General features: G+C 66.6%; 21 protein-coding genes. 9 read left to right on the forward strand and 12 right to left on the reverse strand.

The features are described from left to right. Positions 1-371 precede the first annotated feature (371 nt). Entirely contained in the window at positions 372-563 is a 192-nt protein-coding gene (locus tag AC11WY_RS11550) for a hypothetical protein (protein WP_482925554.1), read from the reverse strand. Beyond that, positions 533-1,438 carry an FAD-dependent thymidylate synthase gene (thyX, locus tag AC11WY_RS11555; protein ID WP_482925556.1) on the reverse strand — a complete coding sequence of 302 codons (906 nt, stop codon included), beginning with the start codon at positions 1,436-1,438 and terminating at the stop codon, positions 533-535. The genes AC11WY_RS11550 and thyX overlap by 31 nt, the downstream gene beginning before the upstream one ends. A 183-nt stretch (positions 1,439-1,621) precedes the next feature. On the opposite strand from thyX, the gene AC11WY_RS11560 reads away from it, so the two are divergent. The 3 genes from AC11WY_RS11560 to AC11WY_RS11570 all read left to right on the forward strand — a co-directional run bounded on the left by AC11WY_RS11560 (position 1,622) and on the right by AC11WY_RS11570 (position 4,529). Further along, positions 1,622-2,683, forward strand: a complete 1,062-nt coding sequence (locus AC11WY_RS11560) for a hypothetical protein (RefSeq protein ID WP_482925558.1) — start codon at positions 1,622-1,624, stop codon at positions 2,681-2,683. Next, positions 2,683-4,038, forward strand: coding sequence for a hypothetical protein (locus tag AC11WY_RS11565; protein ID WP_482925560.1), 1,356 nt, complete (start codon positions 2,683-2,685; stop codon positions 4,036-4,038). Before AC11WY_RS11560 ends, AC11WY_RS11565 begins: the two co-directional genes overlap by 1 nt. Positions 4,039-4,100: 62 nt before the next feature. Continuing rightward, positions 4,101-4,529 carry a VOC family protein gene (locus tag AC11WY_RS11570; protein WP_482925562.1) on the forward strand — a complete coding sequence of 143 codons (429 nt, stop codon included), beginning with the start codon at positions 4,101-4,103 and terminating at the stop codon, positions 4,527-4,529. 120 nt (positions 4,530-4,649) lie between these two features. On the opposite strand, the gene AC11WY_RS11575 is transcribed toward AC11WY_RS11570, so the two are convergent. Together AC11WY_RS11575 and AC11WY_RS11580 are read right to left on the reverse strand one after the other, a co-directional pair. Further along, positions 4,650-5,147, reverse strand: a complete 498-nt coding sequence (locus AC11WY_RS11575) for a MarR family winged helix-turn-helix transcriptional regulator (RefSeq protein WP_482925564.1) — start codon at positions 5,145-5,147, stop codon at positions 4,650-4,652. A gap of 61 nt (positions 5,148-5,208) precedes the next feature. Next, positions 5,209-5,496 (reverse strand): FAD assembly factor SdhE, encoded by a 288-nt coding sequence (locus AC11WY_RS11580; RefSeq protein WP_482925566.1) that lies wholly within the window; start codon positions 5,494-5,496, stop codon positions 5,209-5,211. A gap of 88 nt (positions 5,497-5,584) precedes the next feature. Between AC11WY_RS11580 and AC11WY_RS11585 the strand changes: the two genes are divergently transcribed. Then, positions 5,585-6,787: a pyridoxal phosphate-dependent aminotransferase gene (locus AC11WY_RS11585; RefSeq protein ID WP_482925568.1), complete on the forward strand. Its 1,203-nt coding sequence runs from the start codon at positions 5,585-5,587 to the stop codon at positions 6,785-6,787. Positions 6,788-6,797: 10 nt separating this feature from the next. Next, positions 6,798-7,211, forward strand: coding sequence for a hypothetical protein (locus AC11WY_RS11590; RefSeq protein WP_482925570.1), 414 nt, complete (start codon positions 6,798-6,800; stop codon positions 7,209-7,211). 69 nt (positions 7,212-7,280) lie between these two features. Here AC11WY_RS11590 and AC11WY_RS11595 read toward each other — a convergent pair whose 3' ends face one another. Further along, on the reverse strand, positions 7,281-8,630 hold the full coding sequence (locus AC11WY_RS11595) for an MATE family efflux transporter (protein WP_482925572.1): 1,350 nt from the start codon (positions 8,628-8,630) through the stop codon (positions 7,281-7,283). A 110-nt stretch (positions 8,631-8,740) separates the two neighbouring features. Here AC11WY_RS11595 and AC11WY_RS11600 point away from each other — a divergent pair, with 110 nt between their 5' ends. Beyond that, positions 8,741-9,400 (forward strand): glutathione S-transferase family protein, encoded by a 660-nt coding sequence (locus tag AC11WY_RS11600; RefSeq protein WP_482925574.1) that lies wholly within the window; start codon positions 8,741-8,743, stop codon positions 9,398-9,400. A gap of 104 nt (positions 9,401-9,504) precedes the next feature. On the opposite strand, the gene AC11WY_RS11605 is transcribed toward AC11WY_RS11600, so the two are convergent. After that, positions 9,505-9,711 (reverse strand): cold-shock protein, encoded by a 207-nt coding sequence (locus AC11WY_RS11605; RefSeq protein WP_482925576.1) that lies wholly within the window; start codon positions 9,709-9,711, stop codon positions 9,505-9,507. A 262-nt stretch (positions 9,712-9,973) separates the two neighbouring features. Here AC11WY_RS11605 and AC11WY_RS11610 point away from each other — a divergent pair, with 262 nt between their 5' ends. Further along, entirely contained in the window at positions 9,974-10,333 is a 360-nt protein-coding gene (locus AC11WY_RS11610) for a hypothetical protein (RefSeq protein WP_482925578.1), read from the forward strand. Here the strand turns inward: AC11WY_RS11610 and AC11WY_RS11615 are convergent. From AC11WY_RS11615 to thrS, 5 genes are all read right to left on the reverse strand, one after another. Continuing rightward, entirely contained in the window at positions 10,315-10,869 is a 555-nt protein-coding gene (locus AC11WY_RS11615) for a DoxX family membrane protein (protein WP_482925580.1), read from the reverse strand. The genes AC11WY_RS11610 and AC11WY_RS11615 overlap by 19 nt on opposite strands. Further along, positions 10,866-11,609 (reverse strand): HvfC/BufC N-terminal domain-containing protein, encoded by a 744-nt coding sequence (locus AC11WY_RS11620; protein ID WP_482925582.1) that lies wholly within the window; start codon positions 11,607-11,609, stop codon positions 10,866-10,868. Before AC11WY_RS11620 ends, AC11WY_RS11615 begins: the two co-directional genes overlap by 4 nt. After that, positions 11,606-12,457, reverse strand: a complete 852-nt coding sequence (bufB, locus tag AC11WY_RS11625; protein ID WP_482925584.1) for an MNIO family bufferin maturase — start codon at positions 12,455-12,457, stop codon at positions 11,606-11,608. The genes AC11WY_RS11620 and bufB overlap by 4 nt, the downstream gene beginning before the upstream one ends. Before the next feature lie 49 nt (positions 12,458-12,506). Beyond that, positions 12,507-12,800, reverse strand: coding sequence for a BufA1 family periplasmic bufferin-type metallophore (locus AC11WY_RS11630; RefSeq protein WP_482925586.1), 294 nt, complete (start codon positions 12,798-12,800; stop codon positions 12,507-12,509). 206 nt (positions 12,801-13,006) lie between these two features. Beyond that, complete coding sequence (gene thrS / locus AC11WY_RS11635; RefSeq protein ID WP_482925588.1) at positions 13,007-14,965, reverse strand: threonine--tRNA ligase; 1,959 nt, start codon at positions 14,963-14,965, stop codon at positions 13,007-13,009. 185 nt (positions 14,966-15,150) lie between these two features. Between thrS and AC11WY_RS11640 the strand changes: the two genes are divergently transcribed. Further along, positions 15,151-15,903, forward strand: a complete 753-nt coding sequence (locus tag AC11WY_RS11640; protein WP_482925590.1) for an alpha/beta hydrolase — start codon at positions 15,151-15,153, stop codon at positions 15,901-15,903. Positions 15,904-16,023: 120 nt separating this feature from the next. Further along, the gene (locus AC11WY_RS11645; protein WP_482925592.1) at positions 16,024-16,884 is read left to right on the forward strand and encodes an alpha/beta hydrolase; all 861 of its coding nucleotides are present in this window, start codon (positions 16,024-16,026) and stop codon (positions 16,882-16,884) included. Between the two features lie 63 nt (positions 16,885-16,947). Here AC11WY_RS11645 and phaZ read toward each other — a convergent pair whose 3' ends face one another. Continuing rightward, positions 16,948-18,225, reverse strand: coding sequence for a polyhydroxyalkanoate depolymerase (gene phaZ, locus AC11WY_RS11650; protein ID WP_482925594.1), 1,278 nt, complete (start codon positions 18,223-18,225; stop codon positions 16,948-16,950). Positions 18,226-18,280 lie beyond the last annotated feature (55 nt).

The raw sequence follows: 18,280 nt of genomic DNA on the forward strand, positions 1-18,280 counted from the left end.
TCTTCAGAGCGCGGACGGTGCTTCATACCGGGGTCCCGACTTCGCAAGGTTTCGAGCCAAATCGTACGAAATCCTGCAATCTAAAGCTATCAGTTCCGTGGAATCACCGAACAAAATCATAGACTTCAGGATTGTTCAGCACCGACTAATTAGTCTAATTTTCTTAACAAATTTATTGTAGTTATTGTTTCTAACTCGAGCCAGTTCTTGCTGGACGTCATTCGGAGAAAGCTTCATATCACCCCACCACCTCCCTAAACTCCCGCCACTCCCCCTTGCGCATCCCCGAGGTCTCGGCGGTCACCTGCTCACCCTTCAGCATCCATTACCCGCCGTCAATCGCCTTGCGGGAGAACGCCCCGCACCGGGGGTCAGAAGTGATAGTCGATGACATTCAAATCCCGCGTCCGCAGGAACGTCATCAGGATCGGGTGGTCCCGGGCAAAACTCTCCGGGTCGTCGCAGGCCGCGAGGGCGAGCACGAGCAGGACGGCCGCAGCGCGCCTGCGGCGGGCGGCACCGGGGGCGCGCGTCAGTCGATCACCTCCCTGAACTCCCGCCATTCCCCCTTGCTCATCCCCGAGGTTTCGGCGGTCACCGCTTCACCTTTGAGCATCCGCTTCACGCAGTCAATCGCCCTGGAGGAGAGCGTGATGCCGCCCAGGCGGTAGTCCTCGAAGGCGCGGAAGGCGAGCGGCACCCAGTCGGCGGTGACGCGGGCGATGGCTTCGGCGTAGACGCGAATCTCGTATTGCGCGTGGGCGTCGGCGCGCAGGCGCAGGAAGTGGAAGAGGTTGTGCAGGTCGGTTTTCCAGTACCACTGGGTATAGATGTTCATCGGCAGGTTCATCCGCGCCAGTTCGCGGGCCAGGCCCTGCTGGCCGTCTTGCGATAGCATCGCCTCGTAATGGTCATAGGCCTGCATGGCGTCGGATTTCAGCCAGCCGAGGACGCGGGCGGATTCCTCGAGGCCCAGCACATCGCCACGGCCCTGATTGTTGACGCTGGATTGCGCCGCCAATTGCTCGGGCGCGGGGATGTAGAACTCGCGGTCGAGGATCGAATAGCGGGCGGAGTATTCGTTGACATTGGCGGTGCGGTGCCGGATCCACTGGCGCGCGACGAAGACCGGCAGCTTGACGTGCAGCTTGACCTCGCACATCTCGAACGGGGTCGAATGCCAGTGCCGCATCAGATAGCGGATCAGCCCCTCGTCGTTCTGCACGTGTTTGGTGCCCGCGCCATAGCTGACACGGGCGGCCTGCACGATGGCGGCATCGTCGCCCATGTAGTCGATCACGCGGATGAAGCCGTGGTCGAGCACGGGATGCGCGCGGTAGAGGTGCGCCTCCATCCCCTCGGACACGGCGCGCAGCGTGGGGCGCGGCGTGGCGCGGGCCGCCTCGATTTCGGCAAGCTGGTCGGGGGAAAGGGGCATCGCGGCCTCCGAAGGGATGAATGAGTCGTCTGGCCACTCTATCTTGGGGGCAGCGCTCTGGAAACCACGAGATGCGGTGGCGCGGCACGGCGGCCACGGGCGCCGGGAAAGCTGCACAGCCGAATTGACTTTTGCGCCTTTGGTTGGGACACTTGCGCAAAACATAATGAGGCGGGCAGTCCCATGAAATTCGGTTACGCACTGGTAGCACTGGTGGCGCTTGGCGCATGCAACGGCAACCCGCTGGGCGGCACAGCAGGCGGCGGCACAACCGGCGGCGGCACAACGGGCGGCGGTACCACGGGAGGCGTGTCCGGCCCGACCACGCTGCCGCCGGGCACGACCTCGCCCACCGCCAGCAGCAACATCGTGCGCTACGAGGCGTCGGATGCAACCACCGGCTCGGGCTACGCGACGAACGTTGTCTACGACGCGGCAAAGGACACCTTCACGGTGCAGAACCTGCCGTTCTCGGGTGACAAGACCTTCACGCGCGGGGCGGCCGTATCGCAACTGGGCGTGACGACGAACGGGATCAGCCCCTTCGCGGTCTATGACGGGCCGACCACGGCAGCGGATTCCGTCACCGGGACCGCGATCAACCAGTTCGGCTATCGCGCCATCTATGCCGTCAGCCCGAGCGGCAAGACCCAGGTCGCCATCGTGCGGACCGGCGATTTCATCAACTACGGCTTCGGTGGCTATGTCTACCAGCGCAACGGCGCGGTGACGCTGCCGACCAGCGGCCAGGCGAACTATCTGGGCAACTACGCTGGTCTGATCGACTATTCGGGGGCGGGCGGGCTGAACTACACCACCGGCACGATGGCGATGCAGATCGACTTTACCGCGTTCAACACCTCGCAGACCGGCGCCGGGGTGAATGCGGTCAACGGCACCGTCACGAACCGCCAAGTCTACGACATCAACGGCAATGTCGTCACCCCGACGCTGCTCGCTGCCCTGAGCACACAGCAGCAGGTGACGATTTCGGCGCTGCCGACGCTCTTTTTCACCGTGCAACCCAGCGTGATGACCACGAACGGCGAGATCGCGGGCGCGGTGACGAGCACGCTGGCGGGCAAATCCGGCCCCACCCCTTACGAAACCGGCACCTACTACGCCGTTCTGGCGGGAACCAATGCCAGCGAAGTCGCCGGCATCATCGTCGTCACCTCGGCGTCACCCGGCGCGACGGGTGTCACCGCGCGGGAAACGGGCGGCTTCATCGCGCAACGGCAGTGATGCGGGCCGGGCTTGCGGCCGGCCTCGCGCTGAGCCTCTGGGCCGCGGCCGCTCAGGCCCCGGCCGCGACGCTGACGCCCGACACGCTCCGGGCGGACGGCTACAAGGCGATGAACGCGGGCCACGCCGCCGAGGCGCACGCCATCGCGCTGGCGCTGCTGCAGCGCGACCCGAACGATTTTCTGGCGCTGATCCTGCGGTCGCGGTCGGCGCGGGCGCTTGGAAATCTGGGCGAGGCGCGGGAGGCGGCGCGGGCGGCCTGGCAACACGCGCGCACCCCGGCCGACCGCTACGCGGCGGCGATGGTGCGGGCGCAGGCGCTTGCCAGTTCCGATCTGCGCACGGCGGCGCAGATCTGGCTGCGACGCGCGGTGCAACTGGCGCCAAACCCCGATGCGCGGGCGGTTGCCATCCACGATTTCACCTATGTCCGCGACCGCAGCCACTGGTCGTTCCAGTTCGGGGCCTCGCTGGTGCCGTCGTCGAACGTCAATAACGGCAGCACCAGCAGCACGATCACGCTTCTGGGCCTGCCCTTCGTTCTGTCGGGCGACGCGCAGGCACTGTCGGGTCTGGTCGGCTCGGTCAATGCCACGGCCATCTACCGGCTGACGCCGACGCAGAACACGGTGACCCAGCTTCAGTTCAGCGCGCTGGAGCGGCACAACTGGCTCAGCGCCGCGGCGCAGGCGCAGGCTCCGGGCGCCAAGGGGTCGGATTACGACTACGGCGCGGTGGAGGCCGGCGTGCAGCAGCAGTGGCGCGCCGGGGTCACATCGCTTGCGGTCTACACCTGGGGCGTGACGGCGGGGCACAACTGGTATGGCGGCGCGGATCTGTCGAACTATCTGCGCCTGCAGGGCGGGGTCGATCGGCCGCTGGATGCGTTGACCACCGCCAGCCTCGGGTTCACGCTGGAACGCCAGGCCCGGCAGGACGTGCGCGATCGCTCGGCCACGGTGGCGACGGGAACCGTTGGCCTGACGCGACGCTTTGCCAACAGCGATCAGGTCAGCCTGACGCTTGGCGACCGCTTCACCCGCTCGAACGCGAACGACATTCAGCATGCGACCGGTTTTGCCCAGATCAACTGGACGAAAGCCGCGCCGGTGCTGGGCGTGAAGGTGGGCGCAAGCCTGTATCTGGCACGCGAAAGCTACGCCACCTTCCCGCTGTCGGCCGACGGGCGGCACGACACCAACGTGACCGCCGACCTGAGCCTGCTGTTCACGCGGGCGAGCTACATGGGGTTTTCGCCCAGCGTCGATCTGCAATTTCAGCGCGTGCGCTCGACCGTCAGCCTCTATGACACGCGCGACATCGGCATCGCGGTGGGCATCAAATCGGCCTTCTGACCCCTCGCCCGCGGACCCGCCTGTGCTATGGTCCGCCGCGCAACGGCAAGAAGGATGAGGCAATGACGATCCGCTACCTGCACACCATGGTCCGCGTGCTGGACCTCGACGCGTCGATGGCGTTCTACAAGCTGCTGGGCCTGAAAGAGACCCGGCGGTGGGAGAACGAGGGCGGCCGCTTCACGCTGGTCTTCATGGCGCCCGAGGGCCAGGAAGACTGCCCGGTGGAACTGACATACAACTGGGATGGCGATCCGGGTCTGCCGTCTGACGGCCGCCATTTCGGCCATCTGGCCTATGAGGTTGACGACATCCATGCCACCTGCGCGCATCTGATGGAACATGGCGTGACGATCAACCGCCCGCCGCGCGACGGGCGGATGGCCTTCGTGCGCTCGCCCGACAACGTGTCGATCGAACTGTTGCAGAAGGGCGCGGCCAAGACCCCGGCGGAACCCTGGCTGAGCATGGCCAATACCGGGCACTGGTAGGCGGCGCCCCCGATCGGAGGCGGTCCGCCCGGATTTTCGGGCGGGAGCCTCCGGCGGGGATATCTTTCGCCAAGATGAAAGCGCGCGGCGCGCCGGGGCCCGTTTGATCCCGTGGGGCACTCAGTAGATATACCGGATCTGGTCGGCCCAGTAGCGTTCCATCCGCTTGAGCATGGTGTTGATCTGGTCGATGCTGTCTGCCCCCACCACGCCGCGCGCTTCCAGCCCTTCGGCATGGCGGGCGAACAGATCGGTGATGACCGCGCGAACACGGCGGCCCTTCTCGGTCAGCCGGACGCGGACCGATCGTCGGTCAATCTCGGATCGCTGGTGGTGCATGTAGCCAAGTTCCACCAGCTTCTTGAGGTTGTAGCTGACGTTGGAGCCCTGGTAGTAGCCGCGCGTCTTCAACTCGCCCGCCGTTACCTCGTTGTCGCCGATGTTGAACACCAGGAGCGCCTGCACCGCGTTGATCTCCAGCAGCCCGAGCCGCTCGAACTCGTCCTTGATCACGTCGAGCAGCAGGCGGTGCAGCCGTTCGACCAGCGCCAGGCTTTCAAGATAGCCCGACAGCAGCGCCTCGCGCGGGCCGTCCTTCAGCGGGGCATGGATGCTCATCACCGTCTCCACCATCACGTCTGGAGGGAGAATCGGGGCAAAAGGCGAACATTCGGTTAAACTACGATGGATTTCTGCCGATCGGGCCAAGTCGGCCGCGCGCGAAGGCGCCGATCTGCGCCACCAGCGGCGCAAAGGCGGCGGGCGGGGCGGCGTGGCCGGTGAACCAAGTGTAAATCTCCTGATCATTCTCGGCCATCATCGCGTCGAACAGGTCGAGCCTGGCCGCATCGAGCCCGGCCAGGCGGTCGTCGGCCCAGGGGCCGAAGATCAGATCCATCTCTTTCATGCCGCGGTGCCAGGCGCGCATCCGCATCCGTTTCAGGCGGTGTTCCGGGGACTCTGACATCTTGCCTCGCATCGGGTGATAGCGCTTGATCGCGATTGCGGCCCACCCTAAGACATGGCCCCGGCAAGTTCAAACCGGAGTTCCCCAAATGGCGTTTCTGTCCTCTACGCTGGACCGCGTGAAGCCCTCGCCGACCATCGCGGTGACGACGAAGGCGGCAGAGCTGAAGGCCGCCGGGCGCGACATCATCGGCCTTGGCGCGGGCGAGCCGGATTTCGACACGCCGCAGAACATCAAGGACGCCGCCATCGCGGCCATTCAGGCGGGCAAGACGAAATACACCGCCGTCGACGGCATCATCGAACTGAAGCGGGCGATCTGCGCCAAGTTCAAGCGCGAGAACGGGCTGGACTACACGCCCGCGCAGATCAGCGTCGGCTCGGGCGGCAAGCAGACGCTGTACAACGCGCTGGTGGCGACGCTGAACCCCGGCGACGAGGTGATCATTCCGGCGCCCTACTGGGTCAGCTATCCCGACATGGTGCTGCTGGCGGGCGGCGAGCCGGTGGCGGTCGAATGCCCGATGCAGACCGGCTACAAGCTGACGCCCGAGCAACTGGAAGAGGCGATCACGCCGAAAACCAAGTGGTTCATCTTCAACTCGCCTTCGAACCCGACCGGTGCGGGCTATTCGCGCGCCGAGTTGAAGGCGCTGACCGAGGTGCTGATGCGCCACCCGCATGTCTGGGTGATGACCGACGACATGTACGAACACCTCGCCTATGACGGGTTCGAATTCTGCACCCCCGCCGAGGTGGAGCCCGCGCTTTACGATCGCACGCTGACCTGCAACGGCGTGTCGAAAGCCTATGCGATGACCGGCTGGCGGATCGGCTATGCGGCCGGGCCGGAGAAGCTGATCAAGGCGATGGGCAAGGTTCAGTCGCAATCCACCTCGAACCCCTGCACGATCAGCCAGTGGGCGGCGGTCGAGGCGCTGAACGGGCCGCAGGACTACATCGCGACCAGCCGCGTGGCATTCCAGCGCCGCCGCGACCTGGTGGTGGCGATGCTGAACGCGGCCGAGGGGGTGCGCTGCCCGACGCCCGAGGGCGCGTTCTACGTCTACCCCAGCATCGCGGGCTGCATCGGCAAGACCTCGGCGGCCGGCACGAAGATCGCCGATGACGAGGCCTTTGCCACCGCGCTGCTGGAGGAAACCGGGGTCGCAGTGGTGTTCGGTGCGGCCTTCGGGCTTTCGCCGAATTTCCGCGTCAGCTACGCTACGTCCGATGCGGCCCTGACCGAGGCCTGCACGCGCATTCAGGCTTTCTGCAAGGGCCTGACGTAACGGAGATCCGATGCCGGGCGATCTGCCGGACTATTACTTTCGCGTGCGCGAGAACGGCGCTGTCGTGTTCCGGGTCGATACCGAGAACCGGCAGCGCCGCATCGAGCTTGAACCGATCGCCGTTGCGAACCTGCGCAACGGCGAGATCAAGGCGCAGGGCGAGCGCAAGCTGACGCCCGACGAGATCGCCCGCATCAAGCTCTGGCTCGCCGAGCGCACCGAGGTGCTGGCGCAGCGCGACGTCGACGACATCCACCGGGCGGTCGATCACCTGAACCTGACGGCGCAATGGGTGCAGACGCGGGCCACCGACGTGCAACTGGAAGACGTGACCGATGCGCTGCTGCTGGCGATGCACGATCTGCGCACGGTGCTGGTGCGCAGGAAGGCGGAACGGCTGAGCGGCGGCACGGCGGAGGAGTAAGGGGGGCGCGGCCCCGCTCGGCCCTGCGGGCCTCACCCCCCGGGATATTTCAGAACGGAAGATGCAGGCTCAGGCGCGCGCCATGCCGCGCCAGAAGCGCGCCATCATCAGCGCCGCGGCGCACATCAGGCCGATGACGAGGCCGAGCCAGAGCCCGACCCCGCCAAGCCCCAACGGGAAGGCGATGATATAGCTGGCCGGGATGCCGATCGCCCAGTAGCTGAGCGCCGCCATGATCATCGGCGCGCGGGTGTCCTGCACACCGCGCAGCAGGCCGAGGGCCATCACCTGCATCGCGTCGAAAAGCTGAAAGAGCGCGGCGACGGCCAGCAGGCGGGCCCCGAAGGCAAGGATGCGCGGCGCCAGCGGGTCGTCCGGGTTGACCCAGAGCGCGACCAGCGTGCGCGGCAGCGCCAGGAACAGTGTCACCGCGATCAGCGCGAAGCCGAGCGAGAGCACGACCGCCGTCAGCGCGCCGTCGCGCAGGCCCTGCGGATCGCGGCCCCTGGCGCGCCCGGCGCGCACCGTGGCGGCCTGGCTGAGCCCGAGGTGGACCATGAAGGTCAGCGCCGAAAGCTCCAGCGCGATGCCGTGGGCGGCAAGCTCGACGGTGCCGATCCAGCCCATCATCAGCGCCGAGGCGTTGAAAAGGCCGCCCTCGGCCAGCCCGGTCAGCCCGATCGGCCAGCCAAGCTGAAACACGCGGCCAAGGGCGGGCCAGTCCGGGCGCCAGAACCGCACGAACAGATGATAGCGGCGCAACATCGGGTTCAGTGCCGAATAAAGGCCGATGACGACCAGCGTCAGCACCTGGGTCGAGGTGGTGGCGATGGCGGTCCCGCGCACCCCAAGCTCGGGCGCGCCCCAGTTGCCGAAGATCAGCAGCCAGTCGAGGCCGAGGTTGAGGAAAACCGCCGTCACCGTGGCCCAGAGCACCACATGCGTGCGTTCCAGCGCCGAGACGAAACTTTTCAGCACCATCACCAGCAAGGCGGGCGCCATGCCGAAGCCCGCGATGCGCATGAAGGATTGCGCATTTGCCGCGACATCGGGTTGCTGGCCGAGGGCGACGAAGATCGGACCCGAAAACCAGAACACCGGCAGCACCACGACCGAGAACAAGAGCGACAGCCACATGCCCATCCGGGTCACCCGGCGCACCTCGGTCTCGTCTCCATCGGCGGCGGCCGAGGCGACCATCGGCATCACGCCGATGGCAAAGCCCGAGCCGAAGATGAAGATGATGAAGAAACTCGACGCGCCGATCACCACGGCGGCGAGGCCGGGCACCGAATACCAGCCCATCATCACGGTATCGGTGACGTGCAGCGCCATCTGCGCCAGGTTTGAGCCGATCAGCGGCAGGCCCAGCACCAGCAGCGCACGGGCATGGCCGCGATATGTCAAAGCTGAGGTCATGCCCGACCCATATCCGCGCCCTGCAACGGCGGCAAGCGGGCGAAGGGGGCCTTTCCCCCGCGCCCGCGCCGCTCTAGGCTCGGCGCGCTGCGAACAGGGAGGTTTTCGCGATGGTCACCCTTTATGGCGTCGCGCGCTCGCGCGCCTCGCGCCCGCTCTGGCTGCTGGCCGAGATCGGGATGGAGTATCGGCACGAGCCGGTGATCCAGGCTAACCGGCTGCCCGACGCCAGGGCCGAGGGTGCGCCGCTCAACACGGCGTCGCCCGCCTATCTGGCGGTCAATCCGCAGGGGCAGATTCCCTGCCTGACCGATGGCGATCTGGTGTTGACCGAGTCGCTGGGCATCACGCTTTACCTCGCCAAGCGCTACGGTGGCGATCTTGGGCCGCGGGATCTGGCCGAGGATGCGCTGATGGAACAATGGGCGCTGCATGCCGCCACCGGCATCGAAGGCCCGGCGATCGAGATCCTGTATATTCAGGGTGACGGCGGTGCCGACACGCCGGAGGGGCAGGCGACCATTGCCATCGCGGCCGAGAAGCTGCGCCGCCCGTTGCGCAGGCTGGACGCCTGTCTGACGGGGCGCGACTGGCTGATGGGGGATCGTTTCACCGTGGCCGACATCAACAGCGCCGAGTGCATCCGCTATGCCGCCGGGCATCCGACGCTGCTGGGGGAGTTCCCGCGGCTGAAGGACTGGCTGGCCCGGTGCCAGGCCCGCCCGGCGTTCAAGGCGATGTGGGCGATGCGGATGGCCGAGCCCGCCTGACCGGGTGCGCGCCGGTTGCCGTCAAACGAAAAACGCCCGGACCATTCCCCGGGCGTTCCGCGTCTAGAGAAAGCGCGGGAAATCCGCCATCGCGGCAAACGCAGTCAGAGCAGGCGCAGGTCGCTGGCCGAGGCGCGGCCATCGCGGCCGGATTGCAGCTCGTAGCCGATCTTCTGATTGTCGTTCAGCCCCTTCAGGCCGGCACGTTCGACGGCCGAGATGTGAACGAATACGTCCTTGCCGCCGTCATCCGGCGCGACGAACCCGAAGCCCTTGGTGCTGTTGAACCACTTCACGGTGCCGGTTGGCATTCCGTTTCTCCTCTGTCATCCCTCCCGCAGCGGGACTGCTGCGGGCCGTGCAGCCAGGTCTTCCAAGTCTGTCCGGCTGCCTGAATCAGGAGGCGGGTCGTTGAGAAGTCTGTTGTCACCCTGAAAGAATGCCAAATTCGTGCAAAAAATCAAGTTGGATCGCGGCGCGACCCGAGGCTGCGCGCGCCCGGTTGCCGATCCGGGCCTTTCGCCCGGACGCGCTGCCCGCTATATCGGCAAAAGCGGAAGACGGAGCGGAACCATGCGCAATTCGGCCCTGATCCTGGGCATCATCGGCGGCATCTGGGGCATGGTGGTGGGCTTCTTCGGCTATGGCTACACGGTGGTGATGCAGTCCTATGGCACCCAGCTTTCGGGCGTGGCTGAACAGGTGCACAACGTCGGGCTGGTGCAGGGCGCCAGCCTGATCGCGCCGATCCTTGCCATTGCGGGCGGCGCGATGGCACGATCGCGCAACATCATCGCCGGCGTGCTGCTGCTGGCCTCGGCGGCGGGGATGCAGATCGCCTTCGGGTTTGGCGTCTTCACCATGTTCCCGATCGCAATGTGCGGGCTGGGGGGCATCCTCGCGCTGGCCGCGCGTCAGCCCGACGCCCACTGACGCAAGGCCCGATCCAGCGACAGCGGCCCTGCGCCGAGCGCGGCGAGGGTCAGCAGCGTCAGCACCCAGAACGCCCGCTGATCCAGGATCAGCGCGCCCGATGCCGCGTCGAACCAGCGGCCGATATCCTCGTGCGAGACGCCGTGGCCGGTGATGTCGACAAAGCTCTGCACCGCGATGAAACCGGTCATTCCCAGCGCCGCCAACCGGGTGGCAAGGCCGAGCGTGATCAACAGCGGCAGCGTGAACTCGGCCCACATGCCCAACGTCGCGACGACATGGTAGGGCAGCGGCAGCATGTCGGCATCGTAGCCCACCGCGTCGATCGCCCTCGGGAAGATCTGCACATAGGCGCCGACGCTTGGGTGCAGAAATCCGAACAGGCCCGCGCCGAGCTTGGTCCAAGCCGATGTCCAGTAATAGACCAGCAGCACCCCCGCGAAGACCAGCCGCGCGGCGGTCGGAACCAGAACTGGCGCAAGCGCCACGGTGACCCAGGCGAAGAGCCGGTTGTGAAGCCTCAGCAGGGCGGTCATGGCGGGTTCCCCAGGGTGAGTGCGGTGATGGCCCCGCCCGCGAGCAGCAGCGAGAGCGTGGCGGCAAGCTCGAAGCTGTCGCCTGCCGCCCCCAGCGCCGCGGCGAGCGGACGGCCTGCGGCGATGGCGCCAAGGAAGGCCGCGCCGCCGGGGGGCAGCACTTCGGCCACGGGGTCGTAACGCGGGCGGGTGATCAGGACGTCCTGCGGCTCGGTCCCCGGTTCGGTGCCGGGCGTGGTGGCCGCGCGCCACAGATCGTGCAACGGCCAGCCGGATTTCACCACCCGTAGCGCAGGGGCCAGGGTCAGGCGCAAAGCACCAAGCTGATCCGGCGGGATCGCCGCGAAGGCTTCGGGCGCGACCGGCAGGCTGTCGGCGGCGTGGTAGGACTGGCGGATCGCCAGTTCCAGACGGGCCACATCGGCCAGGTAGGGGTAGCCTGCGAGCGGCGCGAAGGTCTGAAGGAAGCCGGGCATCGCCTCGCCCCAATCGGCCAGAACCGGCGTTTGAGGCGGGTGGCGGCGCAGGAAGATGCCCGCCATCGCGCGGAAGAACGCCTCGCCCACCAGCGCCTGAAGCGCCGGGAACGAGGCTGCAAGCGCATCCGTCAGCGCAACCGCCACGGTGTTGCGGTAAACGGCGAAGCGGCGGCCCGCGGGGCGGCCCTGCGGGTCTTGCAGGCCCGGTGGCTCGGGGTGCGCGGGGTCGAGCAGCGCGGTGCGGAATACGGTCTGGCTCATGCCGGAACCGGGGTGAGGATCAGCGCCGCGCGGCCCGCCTCGGCGGCGAGAACCGGCCAGTCGGGCACCTCATTGTCCCATTCGATCAGCGTCGGTTTCGCCCCGCCCCGCGCGATGGTGCGGGCGTAAAGCTGCCAGACCGGGTCGGTGACCGGGGTGCCGTGGCTGTCGATCAGCAGCGGCGCGCCGCTGTCGTCGGCCTGCGCATCATGGCCGCCAAGGTGAATCTCGCCCACCAGACCCAGCGGGAAGGCGTCGATACAGGCGGTGGCGTCGGTCTGCCGGTTGGTGGCCGAGATGAAGACGTTGTTCACGTCCAGCAGCAGGCCGCAGCCGGTGCGGCGCGCGATCTCGGTCAGGAAGGTGATCTCGTCCATCTCGGCCTCGGCAAAGTCGAGGTAGGCGGAGGGGTTTTCCAGCAGCATCCGGCGGCCGAGCGTGTGCTGCACCTGATCGACATGATCAACCACGCGGGCCAGCGTTGCGGCGGTGTAGGGCAGCGGCAACAGGTCGTTCAGATAGGCGCCGTCATGGGTGGACCAGGCGAGGTGTTCGGAAAAGCTCGCGGGCGCCAGCCAGCCGACAAGCGCCTTCACCCGCGCGAGGTGATCGGCGTCCAGCGGGGCGTCGCCGCCGATCGACAGGCCGACGCCGTGGCAGGAGATCGGGAACCGTTCGGCCAGCGCGCGCAGTTGCGCAATCGGGCGCCCCCCGGCCCCCATGTAGTTTTCTGCATGGATTTCGAGCCATTCGACCGGTCCGGACTGCTCAAGAATGTTGGAAAAGTGCTGGGGCTTGTAGCCCACGCCGGGGCGATCCGGCAGTGTCGGGGGGCAGGTGTCGCGCATCCGAGCCTCCTTGGGGGTGCCCCCGGCGTTTCCGCCAGAGGCGGCGGCGTCACATCTGGGGCATGTCGCGGGTCAGCGCGGTCAGCGCGCCCATGCGGTCACCCGGCAGCTTCATCGTGGTGCAGGTGCCCGCGGGGACCAGCTTGAACTCGTTGCCCTGGTAGTCGACCTTCGAGGTGCCCGCGCAGGTCGTGCCCGCCCCGGCGGCGCAGTCGTTCGCCCCTTTCAGGGCCACGCCGAAGCACTTTTCCTGTGCCGCGGCGTTGGCGGGAGTGGCGATCTGGGTGGCAAGTGCGGCGGCAATTGCGCCGGCGATGGCAAGGCCGTTGAAATTCCTGGTCATGGTCTGATCCCTTCAATCCGGTGACAAAGCCGCGGCGTCCGCGACTGGGGAAGGCATAAACGAAGGCGCGGCCCGCCCGCCACTCACGTGGCCGTGCATGCCGTGCCCGTTATGGAATGTAACAGATTGTCGCGGCGCCGAATATTGCCGACGAATGCGAACGGGCGTCCAAAAGGGGGCGCCCGCTGTCGTGCCGGATCAAGAGGTTAGCGCAGGTCCGGCGGCGTCGCCTCGGCCAGCGCCGCGCCAAGAAAGGCGTCGAGCGTCTGCGTTTCGGTCTGCGTGTCGCCCAGGCGGCGAACCGAAACACTGCGCTCTTCGACCTCTTTCAGGCCGATGGCCAGCAGAACCGGAACCTTGCCGACCGAATGCTCGCGCACCTTGTAGTTGATCTTTTCGTTGCGCGTATCGGCCTCGGCCCGGATGCCTCTGGCCAGCAGCGCCGCCGTGATCTCGTCCACAAAGGCGTCGGCGCCCGACACGATGGAGGCAACGACGACCTGACGCGGCGCCAGCCAGAACGGCATCCGCCCGGCGTAGTTCTCGATCAGGATGCCGATGAAACGCTCGAAACTGCCAAGGATGGCGCGGTGCAGCATGTAGGGCATGTGTTTCGCCCCGTCCTCGCCGACGTATTCCGCGCCCAGACGCTGCGGCAATTGCGCGTCAACTTGGAAAGTGCCGCATTGCCATTCGCGCCCGATCGCGTCGGTCAGCTTGAAGTCGAGCTTCGGCCCGTAGAACGCGCCGTCGCCGGGATTGATCTCATAGGGCAGGCCCAGATGCTTGATGGCGCCGGTCAGCGCACCTTCCACCTTGTCCCATTGTTCGTCGGTGCCGATGCGCACGTCGGGACGGGTCGACAGCTTGATGTCGAACCTGGCGAAACCGAGGTCCTTGTAGACGCTGGACAGCAGCGCGATGAAGCCTGCGCACTCGCTCCCGATCTGGTCCTCGGTGCAGAAGATATGCGCGTCATCTTGCGTGAAGCCGCGCACCCGCATCAGCCCGTGCATCGAGCCCGAGGACTCGTAGCGGTGGCACGAGCCGAACTCGGCCAGCCGCAAGGGCAGGTCGCGATAGGATTTCAGCCCTTGATTATAGACCTGCACATGGCAGGGGCAGTTCATCGGCTTCAGCGCGTTGATGCGCTTTTCGCTGGCGCCCTCTTCGTCGACCTCGACGATGAACATGTTCTCGCGGTAGGCCTCCCAATGGCCGGAGCGCTCCCAGAGCACGCGGTCCACCACCTGCGGCGTGCGAATCTCCTTGTAGCCCGCGCTGCGCAGACGGCGGCGCATGTAATCCTCCAGCGCGCGCCAGATCGTCCAGCCGTTCGGATGCCAGAACACCATGCCCGGCGCTTCTTCCTGCAGGTGGAACAGCTCCATCTCCTTGCCAAGCTTGCGGTGGTCGCGCTTGGCGGCCTCTTCGATCATGGTCAGGTAGGCCTTCAGGTCGTCGCGGGTCTTGAACGCGACGCCATAGATGCGCTGCAACTGCTTGTTGTTGCTGTCGCCGCGCCAATAGGCGCCCGCCACCGACATCAGTTTGAAGGCGTCGGCGGGCACCTGCCCGGTGTTCTGGAAATGCGGGCCCCGGCACAGATCCTGCCAGTGGCCGTGCCAGTACATCCGTAGGGGCTCGTCGCCGGGAATGGCGTCGATCAGTTCCACCTTGAACGGCTCGTTCTTGGCGATGTAGTGGGCGATGGCGCGCGAGCGGTCCCAGACCTCGGTCTTGACCGGGTCGCGGGCGTTGATGATCGCCTTCATCTCTTTCTCGATCGCACCAAGGTCTTCGGGCGTGAACGGCTCGGCGCGGTCGAAGTCGTAGTACCAGCCGTTCTGGATCACCGGGCCGATGGTCACTTTGACGTCGGGCCAAAGCTTCTGCACCGCGCGCGCCATGATATGCGCGAGGTCGTGGCGGATCAGCTCCAGCGCCGCCGCATCGTCCTGCATGGTGTTGATCTTGATCGCCGCATCGGCCATCAGCGGCCATTGCAGGTCGAAATGCGCGCCGTTGACGGTGGCCGAGATCGCCTTCTTGCCAAGGCTGGTGGCGATCGAATTCGCCACCTCGGCGGGCGTGCTGCCACGGGCGAACGTCCGCACGGAACCATCGGGGAAGGTCAGCGAAATGTCGTGTGAGTCCAGGGCCATCATGGCTCTCCTCGTCGGTTTGGCGCCAACGGATGCGCCCGGTTGCGGGTATGGTCGGGCAGGTTGTGCCGCGCCACTTGGGCATTGTCAACGGCGGGCCGGGTGCCCGTGACGTGGGGTCGGTGGTGTCGCGACGGTTTGCCTGTGGCACGCCGCCGCGTATACCGAGGGAAAACGGGGGGAACATGGACGGGTCGGCATTTCTGGAAACGCCGCAGCGGCGGCGCATCGCCTATCGGCGGCGGACGGGGCACGGGCCGGGGATCGTGTTCCTCGGCGGCTTCAAGTCCGACATGGAGGGGACCAAGGCGCAGGCGCTGGACGCCTGGGCGGCGGCAACCGGCCGTGCCTTCCTGCGGTTCGACTATTCGGGGCACGGATCATCGTCCGGTGCGTTCGAGGAGGGCGCGATCGGGGACTGGGCCGAGGATGCGATGGCCGCGATCGGCGCGCTGACCGAGGGACCGCAGGTTCTGGTGGGCTCGTCGATGGGCGGGTGGATTGCCCTGCTGGTGGCGAAGGCAATGCCCGCGCGGGTCGCCGGGCTGGTCGGTATCGCCGCCGCGCCGGATTTCACCGAGGACAGCCTGTGGGACCGGATGACCGCTGCCGACCGCACTGCCCTGTTGCGCGACGGGCGGGTGGAGCGCGCCTCGGCCTATTCCGAAGCGCCTTATGTCTACACCCGTCGGCTGATCGAGGACGGCCGCCGCCATCTGGTGCTGCGGGCGCCGCTGCGGCTGGCCTGCCCGGTGCGACTGTTGCAGGGCACCGCGGATGAGGATGTGCCGGTCGCGGTGGCCGAACGGTTCTTCGCCCACATCGAGGGGCCGGACGTCCGGCTGACGCTGGTGAAGGCGGCCGATCACCGCTTTTCAACGCCGGGATGCCTGCGGCTGATCACGGCGATGGTGGCGGATATTGTGGAGGAGGCGTGAATGCGGCGTGTCGGGCGGTGGCTGGTGCGGGTTACAATTGCACTTATCGTACTTCTTGGCGGGGTATGGCTCGTCATGCCAAGACCCGGAGTCGATGCGGCAATTCATTTTCAGAAAGCGATGTTGGGAGACGATCTTGAGGCATATCTTGCCAACGAAGAGCATCATTTTTCAGATATAACGCCGGGTGCAGAGAAGCGGATCATCTGGGCTGGCGCGGCCGGAGCCAGGACGCCCTTTGCCGTTGTTTACCTGCATGGCTATTCCGCCACCTCCGAGGAGATTCGCCCGGTGCCGGACGAGGTCGCCAAGGCGCTTGGCGCCAACCTGTTCTTCACCCGCTTCACCGGCCACGGCCGCGGCGGTGCCGCGATGGGGCAGGCGACGGCGGGCGACTGGATCAACGATACCGCCGAGGCGCTGGCAATCGGCAAACGGCTGGGCGACAAGGTGATCGTCATCTCCACCTCGACCGGCGGCACGCTGGCCGCCATCGCCGCCACCGACCCCCGGCTTGCCCCCGAGATCTCGGGCATCGTCTTCCTGTCGCCGAACTTCGGCATCAACGACCCGCTGGCCTTCCTGCTGACCTGGCCGCTGGTGCGGGTCTGGGCGCCCTGGGTTGCGGGGCCGGTGCATTCCTTCGTGCCGCGCAATGACCGGCAGGCGATGTTCTGGACCACATCCTATCCTACCGTCGCGGCCGTTCCGCTGGGCGCGCTGGTCGCCTATGCCGACCGGCAGGACTATGCGACGGCGAAAACCCCGGCGCTGTTTATCTACACCCGCGCCGACAAGGTGGTGCGGCCGGACCTGACCGACAGGGTGGTGGCGCGCTGGGGCGGACCGAAGCAGGTGGTGACCCCGGTGATGGGGCCGCGCGACGATCCATCCTCGCATGTCATCGCGGGCGATATTCTCAGCCCGGATCAGACGGCGCCCACGGTCGCGCGCATCCTCGACTGGGCGAAGGGCCTCTGACGGCGTCGCCTGCGCAAGGCGCCCCGAGGGCGGGGGCCGCCACCGGGAGGGCTGACCGCGCCGCTACGACTTCGCTGAGACGAGGCTGATCGGCTTCTCCCGCTTCGGCCCGCCGCCGTTCGCGTCGATGAACTGAAGGATCAGCGGGCGGATGTTCTGCCGCCACGACTTGCCCGCGAAGATGCCGTAATGGCCCGCGCCCGGCTCAAGGTGCTGCGCCTTCTTCGAGGCGGGCAATCCGGTGCAAAGGTCAAGCGCCGCAACACACTGGCCGGGGGCCGAGATGTCGTCATTGGCACCCTCGACGGTGTGCACGGCCACGTCGGTGATCTTGCCGATATCGACGTGCTTGCCCGCCACCACGAATTCGTTCTTCGCGATCTCGCGGTTCTTGAAGATCCGCTCGACCGTCGAGAGATAGAACTCGGCCGGCATGTCCATCACGGCGAGGTATTCGTCGTAGAAGCGGTTGTGCGCATCACGCTCGCCCGCCTCGCCTTTGGCGGCGCGGATGATCTCGTCATAGAACGCCTGCGCGTGGCGGTCGGAGTTCATCGAGATGAACGAGGCAAGCTGAAGGAGGCCGGGATAGACCAGCCGCCCGGTGCCCGCGAACTTGAAGCCCACGCGCTGGATCGCCAGGTGTTCGAGCTGGCCCATCGTGATCCGACGACCGAAGTCGGTCACGTCGGTTGCGGCGGCATCGGGGTCGATCGGGCCACCGATCAGGGTCAGGGTGCGCGGTTGTGCCGCGGGGTCTTCTTCGGCCAGATAAGCGGTCGCGGCCAGCGTCAGCGGCGCGGGCTGGCAGACCGCGATCACGTTGATCTCCGGCCCCAGCGCGCGCATGAACTCCACCAGGTAAAGCGTGTAATCCTCGATATCGAACTTGCCGGAGGACACCGGAATGTCACGCGCATTGTGCCAGTCGGTCACGTAGACTTCGCAATCAGGGATCAGACTGATGACGGTGGAGCGCAGGAGCGTGGCATAGTGGCCAGACATCGGCGCGACCAGCAGAACCCGGCGCGGGCGCGGCGCGCGGCCCTGCACCTTGAAGTGGATCAGGTCGCCAAAGGCTTTCTTTACAGTGCTTTCGACCGTGACAACCGCATCGCGGCCGTCGTCGCCGGGAACCGAGATGATGCCCCAGTCGGGCTTGATCACCATGCGGGCAAAGCTGCGTTCGGTGATGCGGCCCCAGGCCGAGAGCACCTTGAAGAACGGATGCGGCACCATGCCGAAAATGGGGTAAGAGGCGAAGGCGCGGGCCGAGGCGCCCAGCCATTCGTTGGTGTTCCGCGTCGCCTCCATCAGGTCGTAGGTGGCCATATTCTTCATGTCGTCTCCTTGTCGGGCGATGCCCGCGGAAAAATCGTCGCTTTTCCCCCCAGAA

It is taken from the genome of Solirhodobacter sp. (assembly GCF_964715405.1).